At 61.0% G+C, this 21153-nt stretch carries 18 protein-coding genes and 1 tRNA gene; 16 read left to right on the plus strand and 3 right to left on the minus strand.

From position 1 onward, the window contains the following. The 16 genes from HV744_RS36805 to HV744_RS18765 form a co-directional block, all read left to right on the plus strand. Positions 1–367, plus strand: a 367-nt coding sequence (locus tag HV744_RS36805) for a hypothetical protein (protein WP_217469142.1), incomplete at its 5' end; no start/stop codon positions are given. A 387-nt stretch (positions 368–754) separates the two neighbouring features. Next, a complete protein-coding gene (locus HV744_RS18695) occupies positions 755–2044 on the plus strand; it encodes a quaternary amine ABC transporter ATP-binding protein (protein ID WP_175150949.1) in 1290 nt (429 codons plus the stop codon). Continuing rightward, a complete protein-coding gene (locus HV744_RS18700; RefSeq protein ID WP_175150950.1) occupies positions 2041–2925 on the plus strand; it encodes an ABC transporter permease in 885 nt (294 codons plus the stop codon). The genes HV744_RS18695 and HV744_RS18700 overlap by 4 nt, the downstream gene beginning before the upstream one ends. 98 nt (positions 2926–3023) lie before the next feature. Next, entirely contained in the window at positions 3024–3905 is an 882-nt protein-coding gene (locus tag HV744_RS18705; RefSeq protein ID WP_175150951.1) for a glycine betaine ABC transporter substrate-binding protein, read from the plus strand. A gap of 81 nt (positions 3906–3986) precedes the next feature. Next, entirely contained in the window at positions 3987–5282 is a 1296-nt protein-coding gene (gene glyA, locus HV744_RS18710; RefSeq protein WP_175150952.1) for a serine hydroxymethyltransferase, read from the plus strand. A gap of 76 nt (positions 5283–5358) precedes the next feature. Then, the gene (locus HV744_RS18715) at positions 5359–6246 is read left to right on the plus strand and encodes a dihydrodipicolinate synthase family protein (protein WP_175150953.1); all 888 of its coding nucleotides are present in this window, start codon (positions 5359–5361) and stop codon (positions 6244–6246) included. Between the two features lie 6 nt (positions 6247–6252). Then, on the plus strand, positions 6253–7584 hold the full coding sequence (locus HV744_RS18720) for an NAD(P)/FAD-dependent oxidoreductase (protein ID WP_175150954.1): 1332 nt from the start codon (positions 6253–6255) through the stop codon (positions 7582–7584). 17 nt (positions 7585–7601) lie between these two features. Next, positions 7602–9095, plus strand: a complete 1494-nt coding sequence (locus tag HV744_RS18725) for an aldehyde dehydrogenase (RefSeq protein ID WP_175150955.1) — start codon at positions 7602–7604, stop codon at positions 9093–9095. Between the two features lie 68 nt (positions 9096–9163). Beyond that, on the plus strand, positions 9164–9934 hold the full coding sequence (locus tag HV744_RS18730) for a pyrroline-5-carboxylate reductase (RefSeq protein ID WP_175150956.1): 771 nt from the start codon (positions 9164–9166) through the stop codon (positions 9932–9934). 213 nt (positions 9935–10147) lie between these two features. Further along, entirely contained in the window at positions 10148–11152 is a 1005-nt protein-coding gene (locus tag HV744_RS18735; protein ID WP_175150957.1) for a LysR substrate-binding domain-containing protein, read from the plus strand. A 172-nt stretch (positions 11153–11324) separates the two neighbouring features. Beyond that, positions 11325–11735: a cupin domain-containing protein gene (locus HV744_RS18740; protein ID WP_175150958.1), complete on the plus strand. Its 411-nt coding sequence runs from the start codon at positions 11325–11327 to the stop codon at positions 11733–11735. A 42-nt stretch (positions 11736–11777) separates the two neighbouring features. After that, positions 11778–12926 carry a branched-chain amino acid ABC transporter substrate-binding protein gene (locus HV744_RS18745; protein ID WP_175150959.1) on the plus strand — a complete coding sequence of 383 codons (1149 nt, stop codon included), beginning with the start codon at positions 11778–11780 and terminating at the stop codon, positions 12924–12926. 33 nt (positions 12927–12959) lie between these two features. After that, positions 12960–13886, plus strand: coding sequence for a LysR substrate-binding domain-containing protein (locus tag HV744_RS18750; protein ID WP_175150960.1), 927 nt, complete (start codon positions 12960–12962; stop codon positions 13884–13886). 118 nt (positions 13887–14004) lie between these two features. Continuing rightward, complete coding sequence (locus tag HV744_RS18755) at positions 14005–15261, plus strand: aromatic ring-hydroxylating oxygenase subunit alpha (protein WP_175150961.1); 1257 nt, start codon at positions 14005–14007, stop codon at positions 15259–15261. A gap of 14 nt (positions 15262–15275) precedes the next feature. Continuing rightward, positions 15276–16397, plus strand: a complete 1122-nt coding sequence (locus HV744_RS18760; RefSeq protein WP_175150962.1) for an FAD-binding oxidoreductase — start codon at positions 15276–15278, stop codon at positions 16395–16397. 20 nt (positions 16398–16417) lie between these two features. After that, positions 16418–17590 carry a M24 family metallopeptidase gene (locus HV744_RS18765; protein WP_246279113.1) on the plus strand — a complete coding sequence of 391 codons (1173 nt, stop codon included), beginning with the start codon at positions 16418–16420 and terminating at the stop codon, positions 17588–17590. A 469-nt stretch (positions 17591–18059) separates the two neighbouring features. Here HV744_RS18765 and HV744_RS18770 read toward each other — a convergent pair whose 3' ends face one another. The 3 genes from HV744_RS18770 to hemN form a co-directional block, all read right to left on the minus strand. Next, on the minus strand, positions 18060–19289 hold the full coding sequence (locus tag HV744_RS18770; RefSeq protein ID WP_175150964.1) for a tyrosine-type recombinase/integrase: 1230 nt from the start codon (positions 19287–19289) through the stop codon (positions 18060–18062). Positions 19290–19462: 173 nt separating this feature from the next. Next, a tRNA-Leu gene (locus HV744_RS18775) sits at positions 19463–19547 on the minus strand. 107 nt (positions 19548–19654) lie between these two features. Further along, entirely contained in the window at positions 19655–21040 is a 1386-nt protein-coding gene (gene hemN, locus HV744_RS18780; RefSeq protein ID WP_175150965.1) for an oxygen-independent coproporphyrinogen III oxidase, read from the minus strand. Positions 21041–21153: the final 113 nt, after the last annotated feature.

Raw genomic sequence — 21153 nt, forward strand, 5'->3', positions numbered from 1 at the left:
CGGAGCACTCCGCGGTTTCCTCCATCGAGGCTTGTTCGACGCCTGCCAGCAACGCGCGGTGGCGCGCTCACATTCCTGCGGACCATGGCAGGCATCGAACAACCCTAAACGAAAGCACCAGTTCGATGAACGTGCCGCCGTTAGGACGTTGGGATTCTCCATGGCAAGTTCCGGCGGTTTGCACGAGCGCGTACCGCCCGCCATGAGCGGCCGTTCACTTGTCGAGGGGAGCGGACATTCGAACGTCTTTTACTATCAGACATCCAACATTCGGTCGAGGATATCGGGCGACCGCTCGCGTCGCCAGGCGAAACAAGATCGTTCTTGCTCGACCCCGCCCTGGGACTATCCCTACAAAGCCAACTGAAGGAGCCCGCCCGCCGTCATCGACCGCAACGCCGGCTGTTCGCCCCGATCGGCCGCAAAGCCCCGTCCCATCTGGAAGCGTGTGTCTCGTTCGAGGTGGACCCGCTGCTCGTATTCGCGACCCCCGGCACCTTCCATTACCAGAGGTATGGAAAAGAGCGCAGAAAATGTAGCTGGTTGAAGCAAATTGGCTTGATACGCTGCACTTCATGCATTAAGCCCGACGTTCGCCAGATGTGACGCACAAATCTTCTGTAAATCAGAAGACAGGCGGCATATTGAGTGAATGAAACCCGGGTTCGCAGTCGCTGATGCCGCGCAACGACACACGCGAGACATACGCGACGCGCGCCGCCAATTTCTTGAACTTGCCTGTTGGAATGACAGAATGACCCCAAACCTGACATTTGCGCCAGACAGCGTGATCCATCCGGGGGCGATCGGAGCGGAAAACTTCTCCGCTGCGGCGAAGTCCGTCGCGATCTCTGGGACCGACATTCTTACGGTCAAGAACCTGTCGAAGATTTTCGGCCCCAAATCCGAGCGTGCCGCCGAACTGGTCCGGCAAGGTCTCGGCCGCAACGAGATCTTCGAACAGACGGGCAATATGGTTGCCGTCAATCAAGTGAGCCTCAGCGTCAAGGCCGGCGAGATTTTCGTCGTGATGGGCCTGTCCGGTTCCGGCAAATCGACGCTCGTGCGCCTGCTCAACCGGCTGATCGAACCGACCTCGGGCCAGGTGATTCTCGAAGACCGCGACATCGCGCCCATGTCGACGCTCGAACTGCGCGAGGTGCGCCGCAAGAAGATGGCGATGGTGTTCCAGTCGTTCGCGCTTCTGCCGAACCGCACGGTGCTCGACAACATCGCGTACGGACTGGAAGTCTCGGGTCTCAAGAAAGCGCAACGCTATGACATCGCGCGCGCTGCGTTGACGCGCGTCGGGCTCGGTTCCTATGAAAAACTGCTGCCGGGTGAGCTGTCCGGCGGCATGCAGCAACGGGTCGGCCTTGCACGCGCGCTCGCTGTGAATCCTTCCGTGCTGCTGATGGACGAAGCGTTCTCCGCACTCGATCCGCTGATCCGCTTTGAAATGCAAAACGAACTGTTGCGGCTTCAGAAGGAAGAGCAACGGACCATCGTGTTTATTTCGCACGATATCGAAGAAGCGATCAAGATCGGCGGCCGCATCGGCATCATGAAAGATGGCTGTCTGATTCAGGTCGGCACGCCCGCCGAACTGATCCAGTCGCCCGCCGATGCCTATGTGCGCGACTTCTTCCGCAATGTCGACGTGTCGCGTTTCCTGAAGGCGTCGAGCCTGATGACGACAGTTGAGCGTGGCTTGATTTCGTGCGACGTCGCCGCGCCTTCCGCTCGCTACCTGAATCAGCTGATCGATAGCGGCGTCGAATGCGGCTATGTCTGCGACGAAGCCGGTCGATATCAAGGGTGCGTCACGCCGGCTTCGCTGCACAAGTCGGGCACTCATCCCATCCGTGACGCGTTCGTGAAGGACATGAACGCTGTTTCGCTGGATGCGGACCTGCATCAACTCGCGACGATCGCATTGAACCAGGAACACGACGTACCCGTCACCGACACGGCCGGCAAGCTGGCAGGCGTCGTGTCATGCCGGACGATTCTCAAGCAGGTCATGGAACGGAGAGCAGCATGAACTCGTCAGTCATCGGGAAGTTTGCGGAAAACGCGGTCAATTTTCTGTTTCAGCATTTCCGCGGCGGATTCGACGCTTTCTCCGCTGCGTTGGGTGCCGTCATCAAGCTGCTGGAAGACGGGCTCGCCGCCGTTCCGTTCGCGGCGATGCTCGTGTTTCTCGTCGCTTTTGCGTTGTGGCGGCGCGGTGTTGTGTTCTCGATCTTTGTCGGCATTGCCTTGCTTGCAATTCACTACATGGGCCTCTGGACGCAGACCGTCTCGACGCTCGCGCTGGTGATCGCCGCCACGGTGTTCAGTCTTGTGATCGGCGTGCCGCTGGGCATCTGGGGCGCACGAAACAGGCGTGTTGAGATGGTGCTGCGCTCGCTACTCGATTTCATGCAGACGATGCCCGCATTCGTCTATCTGATCCCTGCCGTCATTCTGTTCGGACTCGGCCGCGTGCCGGCCGTGATCGCAACCATCGTGTTCTCGATGCCGCCCGTCGTTCGTCTCACCACGCTCGGCATTCGCCAGGTGCGCGAAGAACTGCTGGAAGCAGGCCGCTCGTTCGGCAGCACGGATTCGCAACTGCTGTGGAAGATCCAGTTGCCCAATGCGCTGCCGTCGATCATGGCGGGCGTGAATCAGACCATCATGATGGCGCTCTCGATGGTCGTGGTCGCGTCGATGATCGGCGCGGGCGGTCTGGGCGAATACGTGCTGAGCGGTATCCAGCGGCTCGACATCGGGATTGGCTTCGAGGGCGGATTGGGCGTCGTGCTGCTTGCCATTGTGCTCGACCGTCTCACGGAAAGCTTCGGCGTGAAGGCAAAGAAGACAAAACGCAGCAGTGTGCGAACCGCAAAGCCTGGCGCGGGTGCCGCGGCGCGCACCTGAATATCTTGCACGCCGGCGTCTCGAAGTAAAGCAGCAGAACACCACACCGCTATGCCTGTCCATTCTCGACAATTTTCATAATCGCGTAGGAGTACTGTATGAAGATCAATCTGTTCAAGTCACTGGTTGCGAAGCTGACTGTGTCGACAGTCGTTGCGATGAGCGTCGGCGCGGGCCACGTACTCGCCGCCGAGCCGATCAAGATGGCGGTCACCAACTGGGCAGACGTGCTCGCTGTCGCCAACGTGGCCAAGTACGCGCTCGAAACGAGCCTCAAGCAGCCCGCCCAGTTCGTGCAGGCGGATATCGGCATCCAGTACCAGGGCGTCGCGCGCGGCGACCTCGACATCATGGTCGGCGGATGGTTGCCCGTCACGCACGGCGCGTACTACGCGAAGTACAAGAACGACATGGATGACGTCGGCATCATCTACACCGGCGGCAAGAACGGCTGGGCGGTGCCTGCCTACATTCCCGAGTCGCAGGTTGCAACCATTTCCGACCTCGAGAAGCCCGACGTAAAGAGCAAACTGAACGGCACGATTCAAGGCATCGAGCCAGGCGGCGGTCTGATGCAGGCATCCGAGAAAGCCATCAAGGCATATGACCTGAACGGCTACAACCTGCAGTCGTCGAGCGAAGCGGGCATGCTCGCAGGCGTGTCGCGCGCCTATCAGTCGAAGCAATGGATCGTCGCGACGGTGTGGAGCCCGCATTGGCTGTTCCAGAAGTGGCAGATGCGTTACCTGAAAGATCCGAAGGGCACGCTGGGCGGCGAGGAGCAGGTACATGCTTTCGCATCGAAGCAGTTCGCCACCAGGTTCCCCCGTGCTGACGTGTTCTTCAAGCACTTCAAGCTGACGCTCGCCGACGTCGAAGCGATCGAATTCGAAGGCAACAGCACGAACGACTACGCAACGGCAGCCAAGAAATTCGTCGATGCACATCCGGAAAAGCTGAAGGCCTGGTTGCAGCAATAAGCCTCACCGCATCCCGCATCGCATCAACTGGTTTGTGCCGTCTTGTACGACATGCTTCACGATTTTTCCCGGAGTGACCACGTGAACGAGAACTCGCGCTTTTTTGCAGAAACGCTCCACAGCCGCGACCCTGTTATCGCATCGGAGATTGCGCTGGAATTGCGCCGCCAGCAAACGCAGATTGAATTGATCGCCTCCGAGAACATTGTGTCGGCGGCCGTGATGGAAGCGCAAGGCACGGTGCTGACCAACAAGTACGCAGAAGGTTATCCGTCGAAGCGGTATTACGGCGGCTGCGAACATGTGGATCGCGTCGAGGCGCTCGCGATAGATCGAGTCAAAGCGTTATTCGAAGCGGAATTCGCCAACGTACAGCCGCATTCGGGCGCACAGGCGAACGGCGCGGTCATGCTCGCGCTCGTCAAGCCGGGCGAAACGGTGATGGGCATGTCGCTCGATGCGGGCGGGCATTTGACGCATGGCGCGCGTCCCGCACTGTCCGGCAAGTGGTTCAACGCGGTTCAGTACGGCGTGAGCCCGGATACGTATCGCATCGACTATGGCCAGGTGCGCCGTCTTGCTGAAGAGCATCGGCCGAAATTGATTATCGCGGGCTATTCGGCGTATCCACGCGCGCTGGACTTTGCCGCCTTCCGCGACATAGCCGATAGCGTGGGTGCGCTGCTGATGGTCGATATGGCGCACATTGCAGGCATCGTCGCAACGGGCCGGCACGAGAACCCGGTTCAGTTCGCCGACGTCGTGACATCGACGACACACAAGACGCTTCGCGGACCGCGCGGAGGCTTCATTCTCACCAACAATTGCGACATCGCGAAGAAGATCAACTCGGCTGTGTTCCCCGGCTTGCAGGGTGGTCCGCTGATGCATGTGATCGCGGGCAAGGCGGTTGCGTTCGGCGAAGCACTGCGTCCTGAGTTCACTGCGTATATCGACCAGGTGCTGCGCAATGCGCAGGCGCTCGGCAACGTGCTCAAGTCGGGTGGCGTGACCCTCGTGACGGACGGAACAGACAATCACCTGTTGCTCGTCGATCTGCGCTCGAAGGGTCTGACTGGAACGCAGGCGGAGAAAGCGCTGGAGCGGGCGGGCATTACCTGCAACAAGAACGGCATTCCGTTCGATACGGAGAACCCGACCGTCACGTCGGGCATCCGCCTCGGCACGCCGGCAGGTACGACGCGCGGCTTCGGCACAGCGCAATTCGAGCAGATCGGCCAGATGATTCTTGAAGTGCTGTCGGCACTGGAACGAGAACCAAGTGGCGATGAACAGGTGGAACGCGCCGTGCGCAGCCGCGTGCGAGACCTGTGCAACCAGTTCCCCATCTACTCGGATGCGGAGGCGCTTGTATAGGCCACGCCGCTGCCTGGATCAATCGCGGCACGAAGTTTCGCGCGCCGTCAGTGCAATTACTCAAGAGAGAACCGAAATGAGCTTCGAGGGAGTCCATACACCGCTCGTCACCCCGTTCAAGGCCGACGGAGAAATTGATCACGTCTTGCTCGGCAGGCACGCCGCGAATCTCGCGGGCAGTGTTTCGGGCTTCGGCATTGGCGGCACCACGGGCGAATACTATGCGTTGAGTTTCGACGAGCGTGTGCAAACCTTCAACACCGTCGCCGCAGCAGCGGGCGGCAAGACGTATCTGACGGCGGGAATCAACGCCACGACGACGAAAGAAGTGATCCGCCTCGGTCAGGAAGCAAAGCGTGCGGGCCTGAACGCGCTCTTGCTCGCCGCGCCGTACTACGCACAACCGACCCAGGAAGAACTGCTGACCCATCTGCTGAAGGTCGACGACGCCCTCGGCATGCCCGTCATGCTGTACAACTTCCCGGCGCGCACAGGCACGGCGATCGGCGACGACGTGCTGTCGAAACTGCTCGAACGTTCCAACTTTGTCGCGATGAAAGAGAGCACGGGCGACATTTCGCATCTGCATCATCTCGCTACGCACTTCAAGGACCGCCTGGTGCTGAGCTGCGGGATGGACGACCAGGCGCTGGAATTCTTCGTGTGGGGCGCAAAGAGCTGGGTGGGCGGCGCATCCAACTTCCTGCCGGAAGCGCACACCGCGCTCTTCGATGCCTGCGTGATGCAAGGCGATTTCACGACCGGCCGCCAGTTGATGGCGCAATTGCTGCCCGTGCTCGAACTGCTCGAACGCAGCGGCAAGTTTATTCAGTACGTTCGATATGGCTGCGAACTGGCGGGCACGCCCGTCGGTGTTGCACGCGCGCCGCTCGGCACGCTCGATGAAGAAGAACGCAGCACGTTTGCAAAGCTCGTTCGCCCGTTGTTGCGCAACGCCCAGTAAACCTGCATGGCCTCGAAACTGGAATTCGCGCGGTTTCCCGCTCCGGACGGCGTCAACGGATGGTGGGAAAGCCTGCCTCCGCCTTCGCCTGTCGTCGCGGTGTCCTCGGAACGCCGCTATGACTGGGTCGTGGTCGGCGGCGGCATTACGGGCTTGTGCGCGGCCCGACGGCTTGCCGAGCTTGCGCCCAATGCGTCGATTGCGCTCGTCGAGGCGGATCGCATCGGGCGCACGACGGCTGGGCGCAATTCCGGCTTCTTCGTCGATCTGCCGCACGACATCAGCAGCGAGAGCTATTCGCGCAGCGTGGAAGCGGACAAGGCGGATGTGCGCTTCCAGCGTCACGGTATCGACTATGTGCGTTCGGTGGTGAAGGAGCACATGATCGAATGCGACTGGCGCGACGACGGGAAATTTCATGCTTCGGTGAATCGCAAGGGACATGCGGCGCTCGCGCATTTTGCCGAAGGGCTGGAGCGAATCGACGAAGCCTTCGAGTGGCTGGACAAGGCCGCAATCGCGAAGGTCACGGGCACGGACTTCTATGAAGGCGCGCTGTTCACGCCGGGATGCAGCACGGTGCAGCCCGCAGCGTTGATGCGCGGCCTAGCCGCGACTTTGCCCGACAACGTGCAGGTGTTCGAACTCAGTGCAGTGAAGCGCATCGAGGACGACGGGCTATCGAAGGTGTTGACCTTCGCGGGCGGCAAGATCCTTGCGAAGCGCGTGATTCTCTGCACCAATGCGTACGCAGCGACGTTCGGCGGACATCCGAACGGACTGCTGCCCGTCTACACGTTCGCATCGATGACGCGCGTGATGAATCCTGACGAAGTGAAGCGGCTAGGCGGCACGCGTTCATGGGCGCTGATTCCCGCCGACCCGATGGGTTCGACCGTGCGACGTCTGGGCACCGATCGCATCTGTGTGCGCAATCACTTCGCGTTCCGGCCGAACCTCGAAGTCTCGCAAGCGGATCTCGCGAAAGCGAAGAGTCTGCATCAACGCTCGTTCGACCGGCGCTTTCCGATGCTGAAGGACGTCGAACTCGAATACACGTGGGGCGGTCCGTTGTGTCTATCGGCGAACAACGGCGCGCTGTTCGGGCGCAGGGCCGACGGCGTGTTCGAAGCAGTCGGATGCAATGGCTTGGGTCTCAGCCGCGGTTCGGCTTCGGGCAAGCTGATCGCCGAATACGCGCTCGGTCAGTCCAGTGATCTCGTGCGTCAGCTTCTGAATCAGCCGCATCCGCGTTCGCTGCCCGTGCGGCCGATTGCCGATGTTGCGGTGTCGGCGGCTATCTGGGTGAAGGAATTTTCGGCGGGAGCCGAGCTTTAAATCTGTGAGGACAGGACATGATGACGTATCAGGAATGGACGCAGAAAGCGCACGCCTTGTCGCTCGACGGCAGAGCCTTTATCGCGGGAGAACGTGCAAACGCGGCGTCGAATGAGACGTTCGCGACGCTCAATCCTTCGACGGGAAAAGTACTCGCCGATATCGCGAAGTGCGACGCGAAGGATATCGACCGTGCAGTCACTGCAGCACGAGAGGCATTCGAGTCTGGCGTGTGGTCGAAGGCCGCGCCTGCGCAGCGCAAGGCCGTGCTGCTGCGCCTCGCGCAACTGATCGACGAGAACGCCGAAGAACTGGCGCTGCTCGAAGCACTCGAAGCCGGCAAGCCAATCAGCGAATGCATGGGACTGGACATTCCCGAGTCGGCCGCGTGCATCCGCTGGCATGCGGAAGTCACCGACAAGCGTTATGACGCGCTATCGCCGTCGGGCGCGAGCGTGGTCAGCATGATTACGCGCGAGCCGATTGGCGTCGTCGGTGCGGTATTGCCGTGGAATTTTCCGGCGCTGATGCTCGCGTGGAAAATCGGCCCGGCGCTGTCGGTCGGCAATAGCGTGGTCGTGAAGCCCGCCGAGCAGACATCGCTGTCGACGCTGCGCATCGCCGATCTGGCACAGGAAGCGGGCGTGCCGGCGGGTGTGTTTAGCGTGGTGACGGGCTTCGGCGAAAGCGCGGGGCAGGCGTTGGGCCGCCATGCCGACGTCGATCTCGTGGCTTTCACCGGTTCGACGGAAACGGGCAAACGGTTTCTGCATTACTCGGCGGACACGAACCTGAAGCGCGTGGTGCTCGAATGCGGCGGCAAGAATCCGCAAGTCGTATTGCCCGATGTCGCGAATCTCGATGCCATTGCGGAGCAGGCCGTCGCCGCTGCATTCTGGAACATGGGCGAGAACTGCAGCGCGGGCTCGCGCATCCTGGTTCCTGCTTCGCTGAAAACGAGCTTGCTCGAAAAAGTGCAGGCAGTACTCGAAGGCTGGAAAACGGGCGATCCGCTCGACCCCGATGTCAAGCTCGGGTCGCTGATCGAGCAGAAGCACTTTGAAAAGGTGCTCGCGCACATCGAAAAGGCGAAGGCGGAAGGGGCGCGCGTCGTGTGCGGCGGCAAGGCCACGCGCGCGGCGTCGGGTGGCTGGTTCGTCGAGCCGACCATCTTCGACAACGTGACGCCGGAAATGAGCATCGCGCGCGAAGAAGTGTTCGGCCCCGTGGTCTGCTTCATCGAATATGCCGATGTGGATGACGCTGTGCGGATCGCGAACGACTCATGCTATGGTCTCGCCGCTTCGCTGTGGACCGATAACGTCAACAACGCGCACAAGGTCGCGGCGCGGATTCGCGCGGGCACGGTCACGGTGAACTGCTTCGGCGAGGGCGATCTGTCCACGCCGTTCGGCGGGTTCAAGCAATCGGGCTTCGGCGGACGCGACAAATCGGTCTATGCGCACGACCAGTACTGCGAGCTGAAGACAACCTGGCTGAAGCTCGACTAGACTGGCTGAACACGAACGCCAACCCGGCCGCTCAGGCCGGGTTTTCTCACAACTCAACGCGAAACTCCATGCGACTAGGCTTTATTGGAACGGGCACGATCACTCAGGCGGTCGTGACAGGCATGCTCAGGTTCGGCGTGCCGTTCGAGCGGCTATCGCTGACGCCGCGCAACGCACAAACGGCGGCGGAACTGGCGACGCGCGACGGGCGTATTCACGTCTGTTCGAGCAATCAGGAAGTTCTTCAGCGTTCGGACATCGTGTGTCTTGCGGTTGTGCCGCAAATCGCGTCAGAAGTGTTGAGTGACCTCGAGTTCGACGGGCGTCACCATGTAATCAGCTTCATGGCGGGCGTTCCGCTGGAGCGGTTGCGCGGTCTTGTCCGCACGGGCGGCAAGATCGCGCGCGCCGTGCCGCTGCCTGCTGTCGCCGAGGGCAAAGGCAGCACGGCGATCTGTCCCGCCGACGAGGTTGCCAGGGCGATATTCGCGCCGCTAGGCGAAGCCGTCGAAGTGGACAGCGAAGACAAGTTCGATGCGCTATCCGCCGTAACGGCGACGATGGCGAGCTTCTACGCGGTGCTCGACACGCACGCGTCGTGGCTCGTGCAGCAGGGACTCGATTATGCCGACGCGCGTGCATTCTTGTCCGGCTACTGTGTGGGGCTTGCCCACGACACGACACGCACCGACCAGCCGTTTTCAGCGATGGTGAAGCATTCCATGACACCGGGCGGCATCAACGAGCAGGTGCACGCCGAGCTTTCGCGCCGTGGCGCTTACGCGTGTTACAGCGAGGCGCTCGACGGTGTGTTGCGGCGCATCCGCCGGCGCGCGTAACGGAGCCAGCGCTTCGAATGCGTACTGCGCATGCCGCAAGCGGATAATCATCAGACGCAGCCGGAAGGCAAAAGCGCAACAACAGACGCCCTGGCGCACTCGGGTTGCCCGCCATTGCCAGTTGCGGGGAAGAATCGCACACTATTTTTGCGCGGGCACTGACGGCCCGGCGCGCCGCGGCCGCATTGCGCATCCGCTTCACAGGTGAAAGCCATGCAAAAGAAACAGTTGTTCGCCGACCGACTGCTCGCGCAGATGCCTTCTCTGCGCGCGTTGCGCTGCTTCGTCACGGCCGCCCGCTATGAAAGCTTCACCCAGGCCGCTGAAGTGCTGTGCGTTACCCAGGCCGCCATCAGCCGGCAGATCAAGGAACTGGAAGATTCGCTGGACGTCGCTCTGTTCGAGCGGACGGGCAGGCATATCGCGCTGACGGACGCCGGGCGCATTCTGTACAACGCGTCCTATCTGTCGATCATGAATATCGCCGAAGCGGCCGAAGCCGTGCGCCGCACGGACCGGCATGCGCTGACGATCTGCGTGTCGCATACGTTCTCGGCGCTATGGCTGTCGTTCAGACTACCGGCGTTTCGCAAGCGCTTTCCGGAGATCCGTTTGCATGTGATGGTCACCGAGCATTTCATGGAGCTGGACGAGCTCATGGAACCCGACATGATCATCACGAAGAATCCGCCGCGCGAGCCGGAGTATGAGATTGAACCGCTCTTTCACGACGTGGTGTATCCTGTGTGCAGTCCGTCGTTTCACGAGCGGCATTTCCATGCGAGACAGTTGAAGCCGCTGGATCTGCTGTCGCATCCCACCTTGAATCTTTCGCTGCTGGGCCGCGCCCAGGTTTGCGAGCATGTCGACTGGCGCGTGTGGCGCAACTGGTTCCAGCAAGGCGACGGCTCGGACCGGCTGGTCGAGAACGACCAATTCCAGAGCAACGACTACCGGCTGCTCGTCGCGCAGGCGGAGGCAGGCGAAGGCACGTTGCTCGGCTGGCATCACCTCGTGCATCGCCAGGTCGAACAGGGCCGGCTGTTGCGGCCCGTGCAGGATGCGCTCGAATTCAACGATCGCCATCACTATCTGATCACGCACAAGAATGCGAAGCTGCGGCCAGAGTATCTACAGTTCCGCGAGTGGCTTGGCGAAGAAGTCCGCGCGATGATGGGCGAATGGCGCAGCGTCGAAGCCGAAGCGACGACGAAATAGTGTATTGGGACAGGCACATGAGTCGGCCCGTGCGCTATTCGTGGACTATCGTCGAGGAATCGCTCTTGCCGGTGCGCGCGAGCTGCGGCATTCAGGTCGCGCCGTGGATGATTGGCCGAAAGCTGACCCGCACACGGCGACCACGTACAACCCGACCAAGGAACGATACGACATGACGACAGCACAACTGGGTGATGAAATGGTGCTGTTCGGCCTGAAGGTCGAAGGTCCGCGCCGTTGGTATTCGATCGACGAACGCGACTGGCACCCGATGAAAATCGGCGAAACGTTGCTGCCCGGCTTCTTCTGGATTCCCGTTGCCGAAGACGAAGGCGGCGCGTGGAGCAGCTACTGGATGCGGCTGCAGCCGGGCGCGCGCTCGTTCGAGCATCAGCACGACTCGACAGAACTCGTGATGATTCTCGACGGCGTATTCACCGACGACGACAAAACCGACTTCCTTCCAGGAAACACGGTGTGCTACGCGGCGGGCTCGCGGCATAGCACGTCATCTGCGCAAGGCTGCACGGTGCTGGTGGTCGCGCACACTGGCTCGACGATCGTTTCCCGCGCACCGGGTTGAGAACCCGGCGACGCGTGACACGCCAGCGACAGGAGTAGAACCATGCTCAATACTTCACGCAGGTTTTGCGCTTTCGCGCTGACTGCCGTCGCGCTGACGCTTTCGAGCCACGTCTGCAGTGCAAAGCAAGTCGTGAAGATAGGTGTGTCCGCACCGCTGACGGGTAATGGCGCGGCGAACGGGAAGGACATCGAGAACGGCGTGCGCCTGGCGATTGAAGAGGCGAACGCGCAGCATATCAAGCTGGGCGGCCAGGACGTGCGCTTCGAACTCGATTCTGTCGACGATCAGGGTGACCCGCGCATCGGCGTGCAGGTCGCGCAGAAACTGGTGGACGACGGTGTGGTGGCGGTGGTCGGCTACTACAACTCGGGCGTCGCGCTGCCCGCATCGCCGATTTTCGCCAAGGCTGGCATTCCGTTGATCGACCCAGCCGCGACGAATCCTGCCATCACGCGGCAAGGCCTGAAAAACGTGTTTCGCATCATCGCCACCGATGCGCAGAACTCCGGCAATGCCGGGAAGTACGCGGTGAGCGTCACCAAGGCACAACGCATTGCCGTGATGGACGACCGCACGGCATTCGGCCAGGGCGCAGCGGACGAATTCAGGAAGGCGGTGCAGGCGGCGGGTGGCCGGATCGTTGCATCGGAATTCACCAATGACAAGGCTGTCGAATTCAACGCGCAACTCACGAGCATCAAGGCGGCGAATGCCGATCTGCTGTACTTCGCTGGACTGAACAATCAGGCGGCATTGTTGACGAAGCGTATGAAGCAGCTCGGCATGCACGCGCAGTTCGTCGGCAGTGGCGGTATTGCCGATAGTATTTTCACCAGCGTTGCGGGCAGTGCCGCCGAAGGTGCGATGGCGTGGGAATATGGGCGCCCCGTCGAATCGCTGCCTCAAGGCAAGGCCTTCGCTGAGAAGTTCAAGAGGCGCTTCGGTGCGGACACACTGACTTACGCGCCTTTCGCGTATGACTGCGCTTGGGTGGCCATCAACGCGATGAAGCAGGCGAACTCCGCCAAACCTGAGGTGTTCATGCCGGCGCTGCGCACGACGCAATACGATGGGATCACGGGGAAAATCGAATTCGATGCATATGGCGATCTCAAGCATCCGACATCGACGCTTTATCAGGTGAAGAACGCGAAATGGGTACCCGTGACGACGATCAGCGCCGAATGAACAGACAACGAGCTATTTGACCCGAGACTCGAAATGAAACCGCCCAACGCAGGCACCAAAGGATACCGGCGTGTTATTCCTTCAATGACTGCGCTCGTCGAGTTCGAATCGGTTGCGCGCCTTGGGAGCTTCACGGTCGCGGCGAATGAACTCGGCGTCACGCAGGCCGCTGTCAGCCGGCAGGTGAAGTTTATCGAGGACACGCTCGGCGTGCGGCTCTTTCATCGTCTGCACCGTTCGATTGCGCTGACGGAAGAAGGCGAGGCGCTGTATCTCGTCGTCGCGGAGTCGATGCAGAAAATCGCCGGCGTGTTCGACCGGCTCTCCAGCGGACTCGTGCAACAGGAACTGGTGCTGGCGGCCACCTCGGCGTTCTCGCATTTTCGTCTTCTGCCGCGTCTCACGTCGCTCAAGGACGCGCATCCCAATCTTCAGCTTCGCCTTTCCACGCAGATGTTCACGGCCGACTTGCGTCATAAGGAGATCGACGTCGCAGTCCGGTTCGGCAACGGCAGATGGAGCGACGGCACGGCAAGCTTGCTATTCGACGAAGAAGTCTTTCCCGTGTGCTCGCCGAAGTGGCTGGCGTCGTACGGCATGCCTGAATCGCTGGAGGACGTGGCGAATGTGGCGCTGATCGAATCGGATTCGACGTCGGAAGGCTGGATGGGATGGGAGGAATGGTTCAATGCCGTCGGCCTGCGTCCGCTGCGGCTGAACTTCGCGTTGCGCTGCAGCCTCTATACGGACGCGATCCTGGCGGCGCGCTACGGCCAGGGCGTGGCGCTCGGCTGGGGGCGGCTCGTTCACGATCTCATCGATGCCGGCGAACTCGTCAGGCTGCCTGTCGCGTCGCTCAAGACGAACGATGCGTACTTCATCGTCGTGCCGCACGGACGTACCATGACGCCCGCCATCGACAGTCTGATCGAATGGCTCCGGCAGGATACGCTCGCATAATCCAGAGTAATGCCAGACCGAAAATAAAGCGCGTTGACGCACTTTTTCGTCAATCCAATACTGGGTTTATCGCAGGAACATGGCGAGTTCCTGCATCCCCTGAACGTTGGAGAAGGCGATGTCCGAAACGCAATGCAAAACTCATGGCGAATTGATCCGCAGCCGTCAGTCGGGTCACGGCATGCCCGGCGAGCTGTTCGGGCGCCAGGACGTGTTCGAGACGGACATCAAGGTGTTTTTTCACAGGCACTGGATTCTCGTCGGCGTCACGGCGGATGTGCCGGAACCGGGCGATGTGTCTGTCGTCGATATCGGCAAGGCGTCGATCATCATCGTGCGGGATGACGACGAGAACGTGCGCACTTACAGGAATGTGTGCCGGCATCGCGGCGCGCGTCTGAAGGAGGTAGGGAAGTCGACTGTCGGCATGCTGGTGTGTCCGTATCACCAGTGGACCTATGATCTCGACGGCAGCCTGCGCCACGCATCGCACATGGGTAAGGACTTCGATTCGACATGCCGCGGCCTGATGCCGGTGCATACGAAGATCGTCGGCACGCATATTTTCGTGTGCCTGGCCGCTGATCCGCCGGAAGACATTGCGAAGCTCGAAGAAACGATGACGCCGCGTTTCGCGCCGTATGACCTGCGGAATACAAAGATCGCTTTCGAGCAGGAAATCATCGAGAACGGCAACTGGAAACTCGTCATCGAAAACAACCGGGAGTGTTATCACTGCGCGGGCACGCATCCGGAATTGACGGCGTCGTTTCTTCCCGAAGACTTCGGTTTTTGTCCCGACACTCTGAACGAGGAAGCGCTGCGAGCGCTAGACGAGTACAAGGCGCGCAACGCCGCGTGCCAGGCGAGCTGGGAGCAGGACGGGTTTGTCAGCGCTCCTGTCGAGCGGCTCGATGAGGATGCTGTCACCCAGTTCAGGACGCAGCAACTGGTCATTGCAGGCAACGGCGAATCGCAGACGCTCAGCACCCGGGTGGCGAGCACCCGTTTGCTCGGCAATCTGCAGCGCCGCGATCTCGGCGACATGCATCTCTGGACGCACAATTCCTGGACGCACGTGATGAGCGACCACGCGGTGATCAGCTACATCATTCCGCTTGCGCCGGACAAGACGCTGGTGCGCTCGAAGTGGCTCGTCCACGCGGATGCGGTGGAAGGCGTCGACTACAACGTGTCGGACCTGACAGAGGTGTGGATCGCGACTAACACGCAAGACAAACATCTTGTCGAAATCACGCATGAAGGCACGCAGGACCCGGCTTATACGCCGGGTATGTTCTCGCCGTTCACGGAAACCTATGTGGATCAGTTCTCGCGCTGGTATGCAGCGCGTTTGAGCGCGCACGGCATCTGAGCACGGTGACAGCGATGAATTCTGTTGAACGGGTATTCGACCCTGTGCCCGATTGCTTCGGAGCTGGCAGCACCTGGGAGAGCTTCGGCAAGGTTTGGCCAAGCAACCAGCGGCAGATGTTGACGTGTTGCCGCGTTATCGACGAAACACATGATGTGAAGAGCTTCGAGTTCCGCACCGGCGACGGCTTGCCCGTGCGGTTTGAGCCGGGGCAATTCCTGACGGTGTCGACGCATGTAAACGGGCAAACGGTCGAGCGCTGCTATACGATCTCGTCGCCGCCGACGCGTCCGTGGCTGCTGTCCATCACGGTCAAGCGGGTTCCGGGCGGCGTGATGTCCAACTGGCTTCACGACAACATGAAGCCGGGCAGCCAGTTGCAGGCCTATGGACCTTCAGGCGCGTTTACACCGACGGGGGCATACGCGACGAAGTCGCTGTATCTGTCGGCGGGGTCGGGCATCACGCCGTTGATGTCGATGATGCGCGCGAGCATCGATCTTGGCCTTGACCGTGATGTCGCGTTCGTGCATAGCGCAAGAACGCCCGCCGATATCGTCTTTCGCGACGAGCTGCACAGACTCGCGGCACTGTCACCGGGCCTGCGTCTGTTCTTCGTGTGCGAAGGCATTGGCGATGAGGTGGCTTGGAGAGGGCCGACGGGCCGGCTCAGTCTGGCGCTTCTGGCGAAGTGGATTCCCGATTTTGCGGAGCGTGAGGTGTACACGTGCGGTCCAGCGGGATACATGAGCGTGGTGAGGCAGATGCTTCGCGAAGGTGGTCACGATCCGGCGCGCTATCACCAGGAAAGTTTCGACATCGGCGCTGACCTCGCGCAGCCGGCGTCATCGGTTGCGAACGCTGTGAGTCACCAGACGTACACGGTCAAGCTGTCCCGCTCCGCCAGATCGTTCACGATGAGCGCGACGGAAACGGTGCTCGGCGCGGCGAAAAAGGCCGGCGTTGCGGTGCCTTCGTCGTGCAGCCGGGGCGTGTGCGGCACCTGTAAAACGAAACTTCTCGAAGGCAACGTCGACATGCAGCACAACGGCGGGATACGCGACAGGGAAGTCGCCAAAGGCTTCAGGCTGCTGTGCTGCAGCCGTGCGACGTCCGATCTGGTGTTGGAGCTATGACACACGACGGAAGTGATCGCATGCCCATGTCCGATGTCAGGGCGTACCGTTTGGCGCGCGTGCAGGCGCAGCTACGTAAGGCCGGCTGTCCGGCGATCCTGCTCTACGACCCGGTGAATATCCGCTATGCGACGGATACGTCGAACATGCAGATATGGACGGGACGCAATCCATCGCGGTATGTGATGGTATTCGCGGATGGCCGCGTGATCGGCTGGGAGTTTCATGGTTGCGAGCACGTATGGGACGGCCTGTGTCTCGACGTCGAGTTGCGTGATGCGATCAGCTGGACGTTCTTCAACGCAGGGCCCGACGTAGAGCGTCGCGCGAAGCGATGGAGCGCGGAAATCGTCGACGTGTTGACCGTGCACGCGCCGAACGAACTTCGTCTCGCTGTGGATCGGCTTGATTCGTTCGGCGCGAGCTGTCTGATCGAAAGCGGCGTGACGTTGCTCGATGGGCAAGCGATGATGGAATTGGCGCGCAGCATCAAGTCGCCGGGTGAACTGGTGCTGATGCAGGCGTCGATACGTGCGTGCGAGAAGGGCATCGAACGTATGCATGGCGAGCTTCGGCCGGGCATCACTGAGCAGGACCTCTGGGCGCATCTGCACTACGAAAATATCCGTCATGGCGGCGAGTGGATCGAAACGCGCCTGCTGTCGTCGGGCGACCGGACCAATCCATGGATGCACGAATGTTCCGCGCGGGCCTTGCAGCATGGCGAGTTGCTGGCGTTCGACACCGACATGGTCGGACCGAATGGCTACTGCGCCGATATTTCGCGGACGTGGACAGTTGGCCACGTCCGTCCGACGGACGAGCAACGCAAACTTTACGGAGCAGCGTATTCGCAGATTCATTTCAACATGGGTTTGCTGCGCCCCGGGATGACGTTTCGTGAGTTCTCGGAGAAGGCGTGGAAGATCCCCGATATGTATCTGAAGAACCGCTATAGCTGCATCGCGCATGGCATAGGCATGGTGGACGAATATCCGGCTGTCGCGCATCAGATCGATTGGGAGAGCAGCGGCTATGACGGACAGTTCGAACGGGGCATGGCGCTCTGTGTCGAGAGCTATATCGGCTCAGAGGGCGGGGCACAGGGCGTGAAACTTGAACAGCAGGTCGTGCTGATAGAGAGCGGTTGCGTGCCGCTCGCGTCGTGCGAATTTGAAACGGACTGGCTGTGAGGGTTCGCGCCCATATCAATGCTGCTCGTGCGAAGGGGTATTCGCTTGAGCAACTGATCGATCAGGCGAAGGAGGCCGGCGTGGTCATAACGGCCAGTGCGCTTCGCTACGCGCTCCAGGATACGACGAAACGACGAACGCACACCCGCGGGATACCTGGCTCCCAACAATCGCGAAACAAAGCGAACCCGGCTTTCACTCGTTCGGACCCGCGGAAGTTCGTTCAGCAGTCCGGTACGCCGTCGCGAGCAAAAACGGAACCGGGCAACAGCAAACCCGGATCAATGATCGTTCAGGACGCGTTCAGTTTCCCGATCAGACCGGAGACGGAAAATCTTTGAACGCGAGAGCGATGGAGAGTGCTCCCGAAAATCAAACCCGTTTCGACCATTTGAAAGTTGATTCAGCGTGCCCGGGACATCAACGGTTGTGCAAATGTTGGCACGCCTGCAATGTCCCAGCGCAGTCGCTAAGTCGCAGCTTTCCCGCTCTCTATACGAATAACCTCCGCACCCAAATGGAGCCGATCCAGATAGTCGGCCCATTTCTGCATCATTACCCGGCGTTCCTTGATGAACTTCGTGCGGTTATAGGCTGCGCCCAGGTTGTCCGGCACTGTGTGCGCGAGTTGATGCTCGATCACTTCGGGCTTCTGATCGAGTTCCTCATGCAGGATCGTGCGCGCCATCGCACGAAAGCCGTGTCCCGTGATCTCCGTGCGCGTGTCGTAGCCGAGCCTGCGCAGTGCTGCATTGATCGTGGCCTCGCTTATCGGCCGCTTGCGATCCCGCGCGCCAGGGAAGACATAGTGGCCGGTGCTGGTGAGTGCGTGCAGTTCACGCAGAATGGCGACCGACTGTGTTGAAAGCGGTACCAGATGCTCAGTCTCAGTCTTGGTGACGAGGTAGCGCCATTCGCCCTTGTCCAGATCGAATTGGGACCATTCGGCCCGGCGAAGCTCCCCGGGCCGGACAAACAGTAACGGCGAAAGTCTGAGCGCGCAGTGGACCGGGAATGTGCCGGCGAACCCGTCGAACGCGCGCAGCATTTCGCCGACCTTCGCCGGCTCTGTGATTGAAGCGAAGTGGGTTGTTTGTGCCGGTGGAATTGCGCCGACCAGATCCCGCGCGGGGTCGGCCTTGCAATGTCCCTCTTTGATGCCGTACCGGAATACCCGGCTGATCTCACTGCGCACACGATGGGCCGTGAAGCTGGCGCCGCGGCGGTCGACACGTTTCAGGACGGCCAGAACGTCCGGCGCGTCGATGTCGGTAACCGGACGCTTGCCAAGCCACGGGAACACGTCGTTTTCCATGCGGGCGAGCGTCTTCGCGTGCTGTGCCGGCTCGACGCCGCTCTTGCGCTCATCCATCCAGCCGCGTGCGACTGCCTCGAAGGAGTTAGCCGCTGCGATCCTGGCGGCGCGTTTCTCAAGGCGCTTGACATTGCTTGGGTCGAATCCGGCGGCCAATTTTTCGCGGGCGTCGTCTCGCTTTTTCCGCGCTGCTGCGAGCGACACGTCCGGATAGACGCCGAGTGCAAGCGTTTTGTCCTTCCCGGCGAACCGGAAGTTCATCCGCCAGTATTTCGCGCCGGACTTGTCGAGCTGGAGATACATGCGACCACCGTCTGCGAGGCGGTTGCCGGTTCCATCAGAGTTGTAGCGCGCGTTCCTAACCTGGACATCGGTCAACGACATGGTGGTATCTCCCGCTGGAAAAACCGAGAAACGAGCCAGATACCACCAAAAATACCACCAGATACCACCGGCTGTCGATGAGTCAACGCGGATCGCTGGGCAATAAAAAACCCCGTAAGACCTTGATCTTACGGGGTTTCTCGGAACACTTCGGCTTTTGCCGGAACATCTGTTGGTGCCCAGGGCCGGAATCGAACCGGCACGCCTTGCGGCGGGGGATTTTGAGTCCCCTGCGTCTACCAATTTCACCACCTGGGCAGGTCTTGCAGCGTACGCGTCAGAAACATGGCGCGCCGCGAAGACGCAGATTATGGCCGAAAATTCGACGACGGGCAAGCCACTTGCTTTCGGCCGCCGTGAAGCAATCAAACCGTGCGGGAAAATCGTTCGAGTGTCTGCTGGCCGAGATAGCGGTCGAACACCATCGCGATGTTGCGCACGAGCATGCGTCCGGCCATCTGCACTTCGAGCTTGCCGGCGCTGACCGACACCAGTCCATCCTGCTCGAAGCCGCGCAAACGCTCCAGTTCCGGCCCGAACGTTGCGGCAAAGCGGATGCCATAAGTCGCCTCGAATTCATCGAAGCGCAATTCCAGGTTGCACATGAGCTGGGTGATCACGTCGCGCCGCAGACGGTCGTCGGCGGTGAGGCGCACGCCACGCGTGATCGCGAGCTGGCCTGCGTCGATCGCCGCCGCATAGCCGGGCAGGTCTTTCGCGTTCTGCGCGTACAGGTCGCCGACCTTGCCGATCGCCGACGCGCCGAAACCGATCAGATCGCATTCCGCCCGCGTGCTATAGCCCTGGAAATTGCGATGCAGCGTGCGCTGCGCTTGCGCGCGGGCGAGTTCGTCGGTGGGCAGTGCGAAGTGATCCATGCCGATGTAGACATAGCCTGCGCCCGTCAGTCGTTCGACCACCCGTTGCAGCAGCGCGAGCCGCTCTTGCGGCGAAGGCAGCGTGGCGGGGTCCATCTGACGCTGCATCTTGAAGAGCTGCGGCATGTGCGCATAGGCGAACACCGACAGACGATCGGGCGCGAGCCCGAGCATCGTGTCGAGCGTGCGGCTGAAGCTGTCGACCGTTTGATGCGGCAGTCCGTAGATCAGATCGACGCCGATCGAATGAAAGTTCGCGTCGCGCGCGGCGTGCATGACCGAGGTGGTCATCTCGAGCGGCTGAATGCGGTTGATCGCCCGCTGCACGACCGGATCGAAGTCCTGCACGCCGAGGCTCAACCGGTTGAAGCCGAGTTCGCGCAGATGCGCGATCGTGTCGGGCGACGCTTCGCGCGGATCGACTTCGATCGAATATTCGGCTTCGGCGTCGGGCCGCAACGCGAAGTGCTCACGCGTGGCGGCCATCAGTTCGGCCATTTCGTCGTGCGACAGAAAGGTGGGCGTGCCGCCGCCCCAATGCAGTTGCGACACCCGACGCCGCGTATCGAAACACTCGGCTTGCAACGCTATTTCGCGCTTCAACTGATCGAGGTAAGGACGCGCGTGCGCGCGGTTTTTCGTCACGACCTTGTTGCAACCGCAGTAGAAACACACGGTGTCGCAAAACGGAATGTGGAAGTACAGCGAGAGATCGGTCGCGGCCGCGCCTGGGTCGGCGGCGGCGCGCAAATAGTCGGCGGGGTCGAACTTGTCGTGGAACTGCAGCGCGGTCGGATAGGACGTATACCGTGGACCGTGCGCGCTGTATTTGGCGAGCAGGTCAGGGCGGAATAGCGTGTTGGCGAGGGTCATGAGGGGCTCGGGTCGCTTGGCCACCGTAGCCGAGGCGGGAGCCGGCGGTGTTCGCCAGAGCGGATCGAACAGCGCGGACGCCTCTTGAGCGTGGCCTTTCGGAGCCATCGAGT

The organism is Paraburkholderia ultramafica (assembly GCF_902859915.1).
Lineage (GTDB): Bacteria > Pseudomonadota > Gammaproteobacteria > Burkholderiales > Burkholderiaceae > Paraburkholderia > Paraburkholderia ultramafica.

Coding starts and splice junctions, on each gene's coding strand:
- HV744_RS18695 (WP_175150949.1), top strand. CDS start 755: ATGACCCCAAACCTGACATTTGCGCCAGACAGCGTGATCCATCCGGGG.
- HV744_RS18700 (WP_175150950.1), top strand. CDS start 2,041: ATGAACTCGTCAGTCATCGGGAAGTTTGCGGAAAACGCGGTCAATTTT.
- HV744_RS18705 (WP_175150951.1), top strand. CDS start 3,024: ATGAAGATCAATCTGTTCAAGTCACTGGTTGCGAAGCTGACTGTGTCG.
- HV744_RS18715 (WP_175150953.1), top strand. CDS start 5,359: ATGAGCTTCGAGGGAGTCCATACACCGCTCGTCACCCCGTTCAAGGCC.
- HV744_RS18720 (WP_175150954.1), top strand. CDS start 6,253: ATGGCCTCGAAACTGGAATTCGCGCGGTTTCCCGCTCCGGACGGCGTC.
- HV744_RS18725 (WP_175150955.1), top strand. CDS start 7,602: ATGATGACGTATCAGGAATGGACGCAGAAAGCGCACGCCTTGTCGCTC.
- HV744_RS18730 (WP_175150956.1), top strand. CDS start 9,164: ATGCGACTAGGCTTTATTGGAACGGGCACGATCACTCAGGCGGTCGTG.
- HV744_RS18735 (WP_175150957.1), top strand. CDS start 10,148: ATGCAAAAGAAACAGTTGTTCGCCGACCGACTGCTCGCGCAGATGCCT.
- HV744_RS18740 (WP_175150958.1), top strand. CDS start 11,325: ATGACGACAGCACAACTGGGTGATGAAATGGTGCTGTTCGGCCTGAAG.
- HV744_RS18745 (WP_175150959.1), top strand. CDS start 11,778: ATGCTCAATACTTCACGCAGGTTTTGCGCTTTCGCGCTGACTGCCGTC.
- HV744_RS18750 (WP_175150960.1), top strand. CDS start 12,960: ATGAAACCGCCCAACGCAGGCACCAAAGGATACCGGCGTGTTATTCCT.
- HV744_RS18755 (WP_175150961.1), top strand. CDS start 14,005: ATGTCCGAAACGCAATGCAAAACTCATGGCGAATTGATCCGCAGCCGT.
- HV744_RS18760 (WP_175150962.1), top strand. CDS start 15,276: ATGAATTCTGTTGAACGGGTATTCGACCCTGTGCCCGATTGCTTCGGA.
- HV744_RS18765 (WP_246279113.1), top strand. CDS start 16,418: ATGCCCATGTCCGATGTCAGGGCGTACCGTTTGGCGCGCGTGCAGGCG.
- HV744_RS18770 (WP_175150964.1), bottom strand. CDS start 19,289: ATGTCGTTGACCGATGTCCAGGTTAGGAACGCGCGCTACAACTCTGAT.
- hemN (WP_175150965.1), bottom strand. CDS start 21,040: ATGACCCTCGCCAACACGCTATTCCGCCCTGACCTGCTCGCCAAATAC.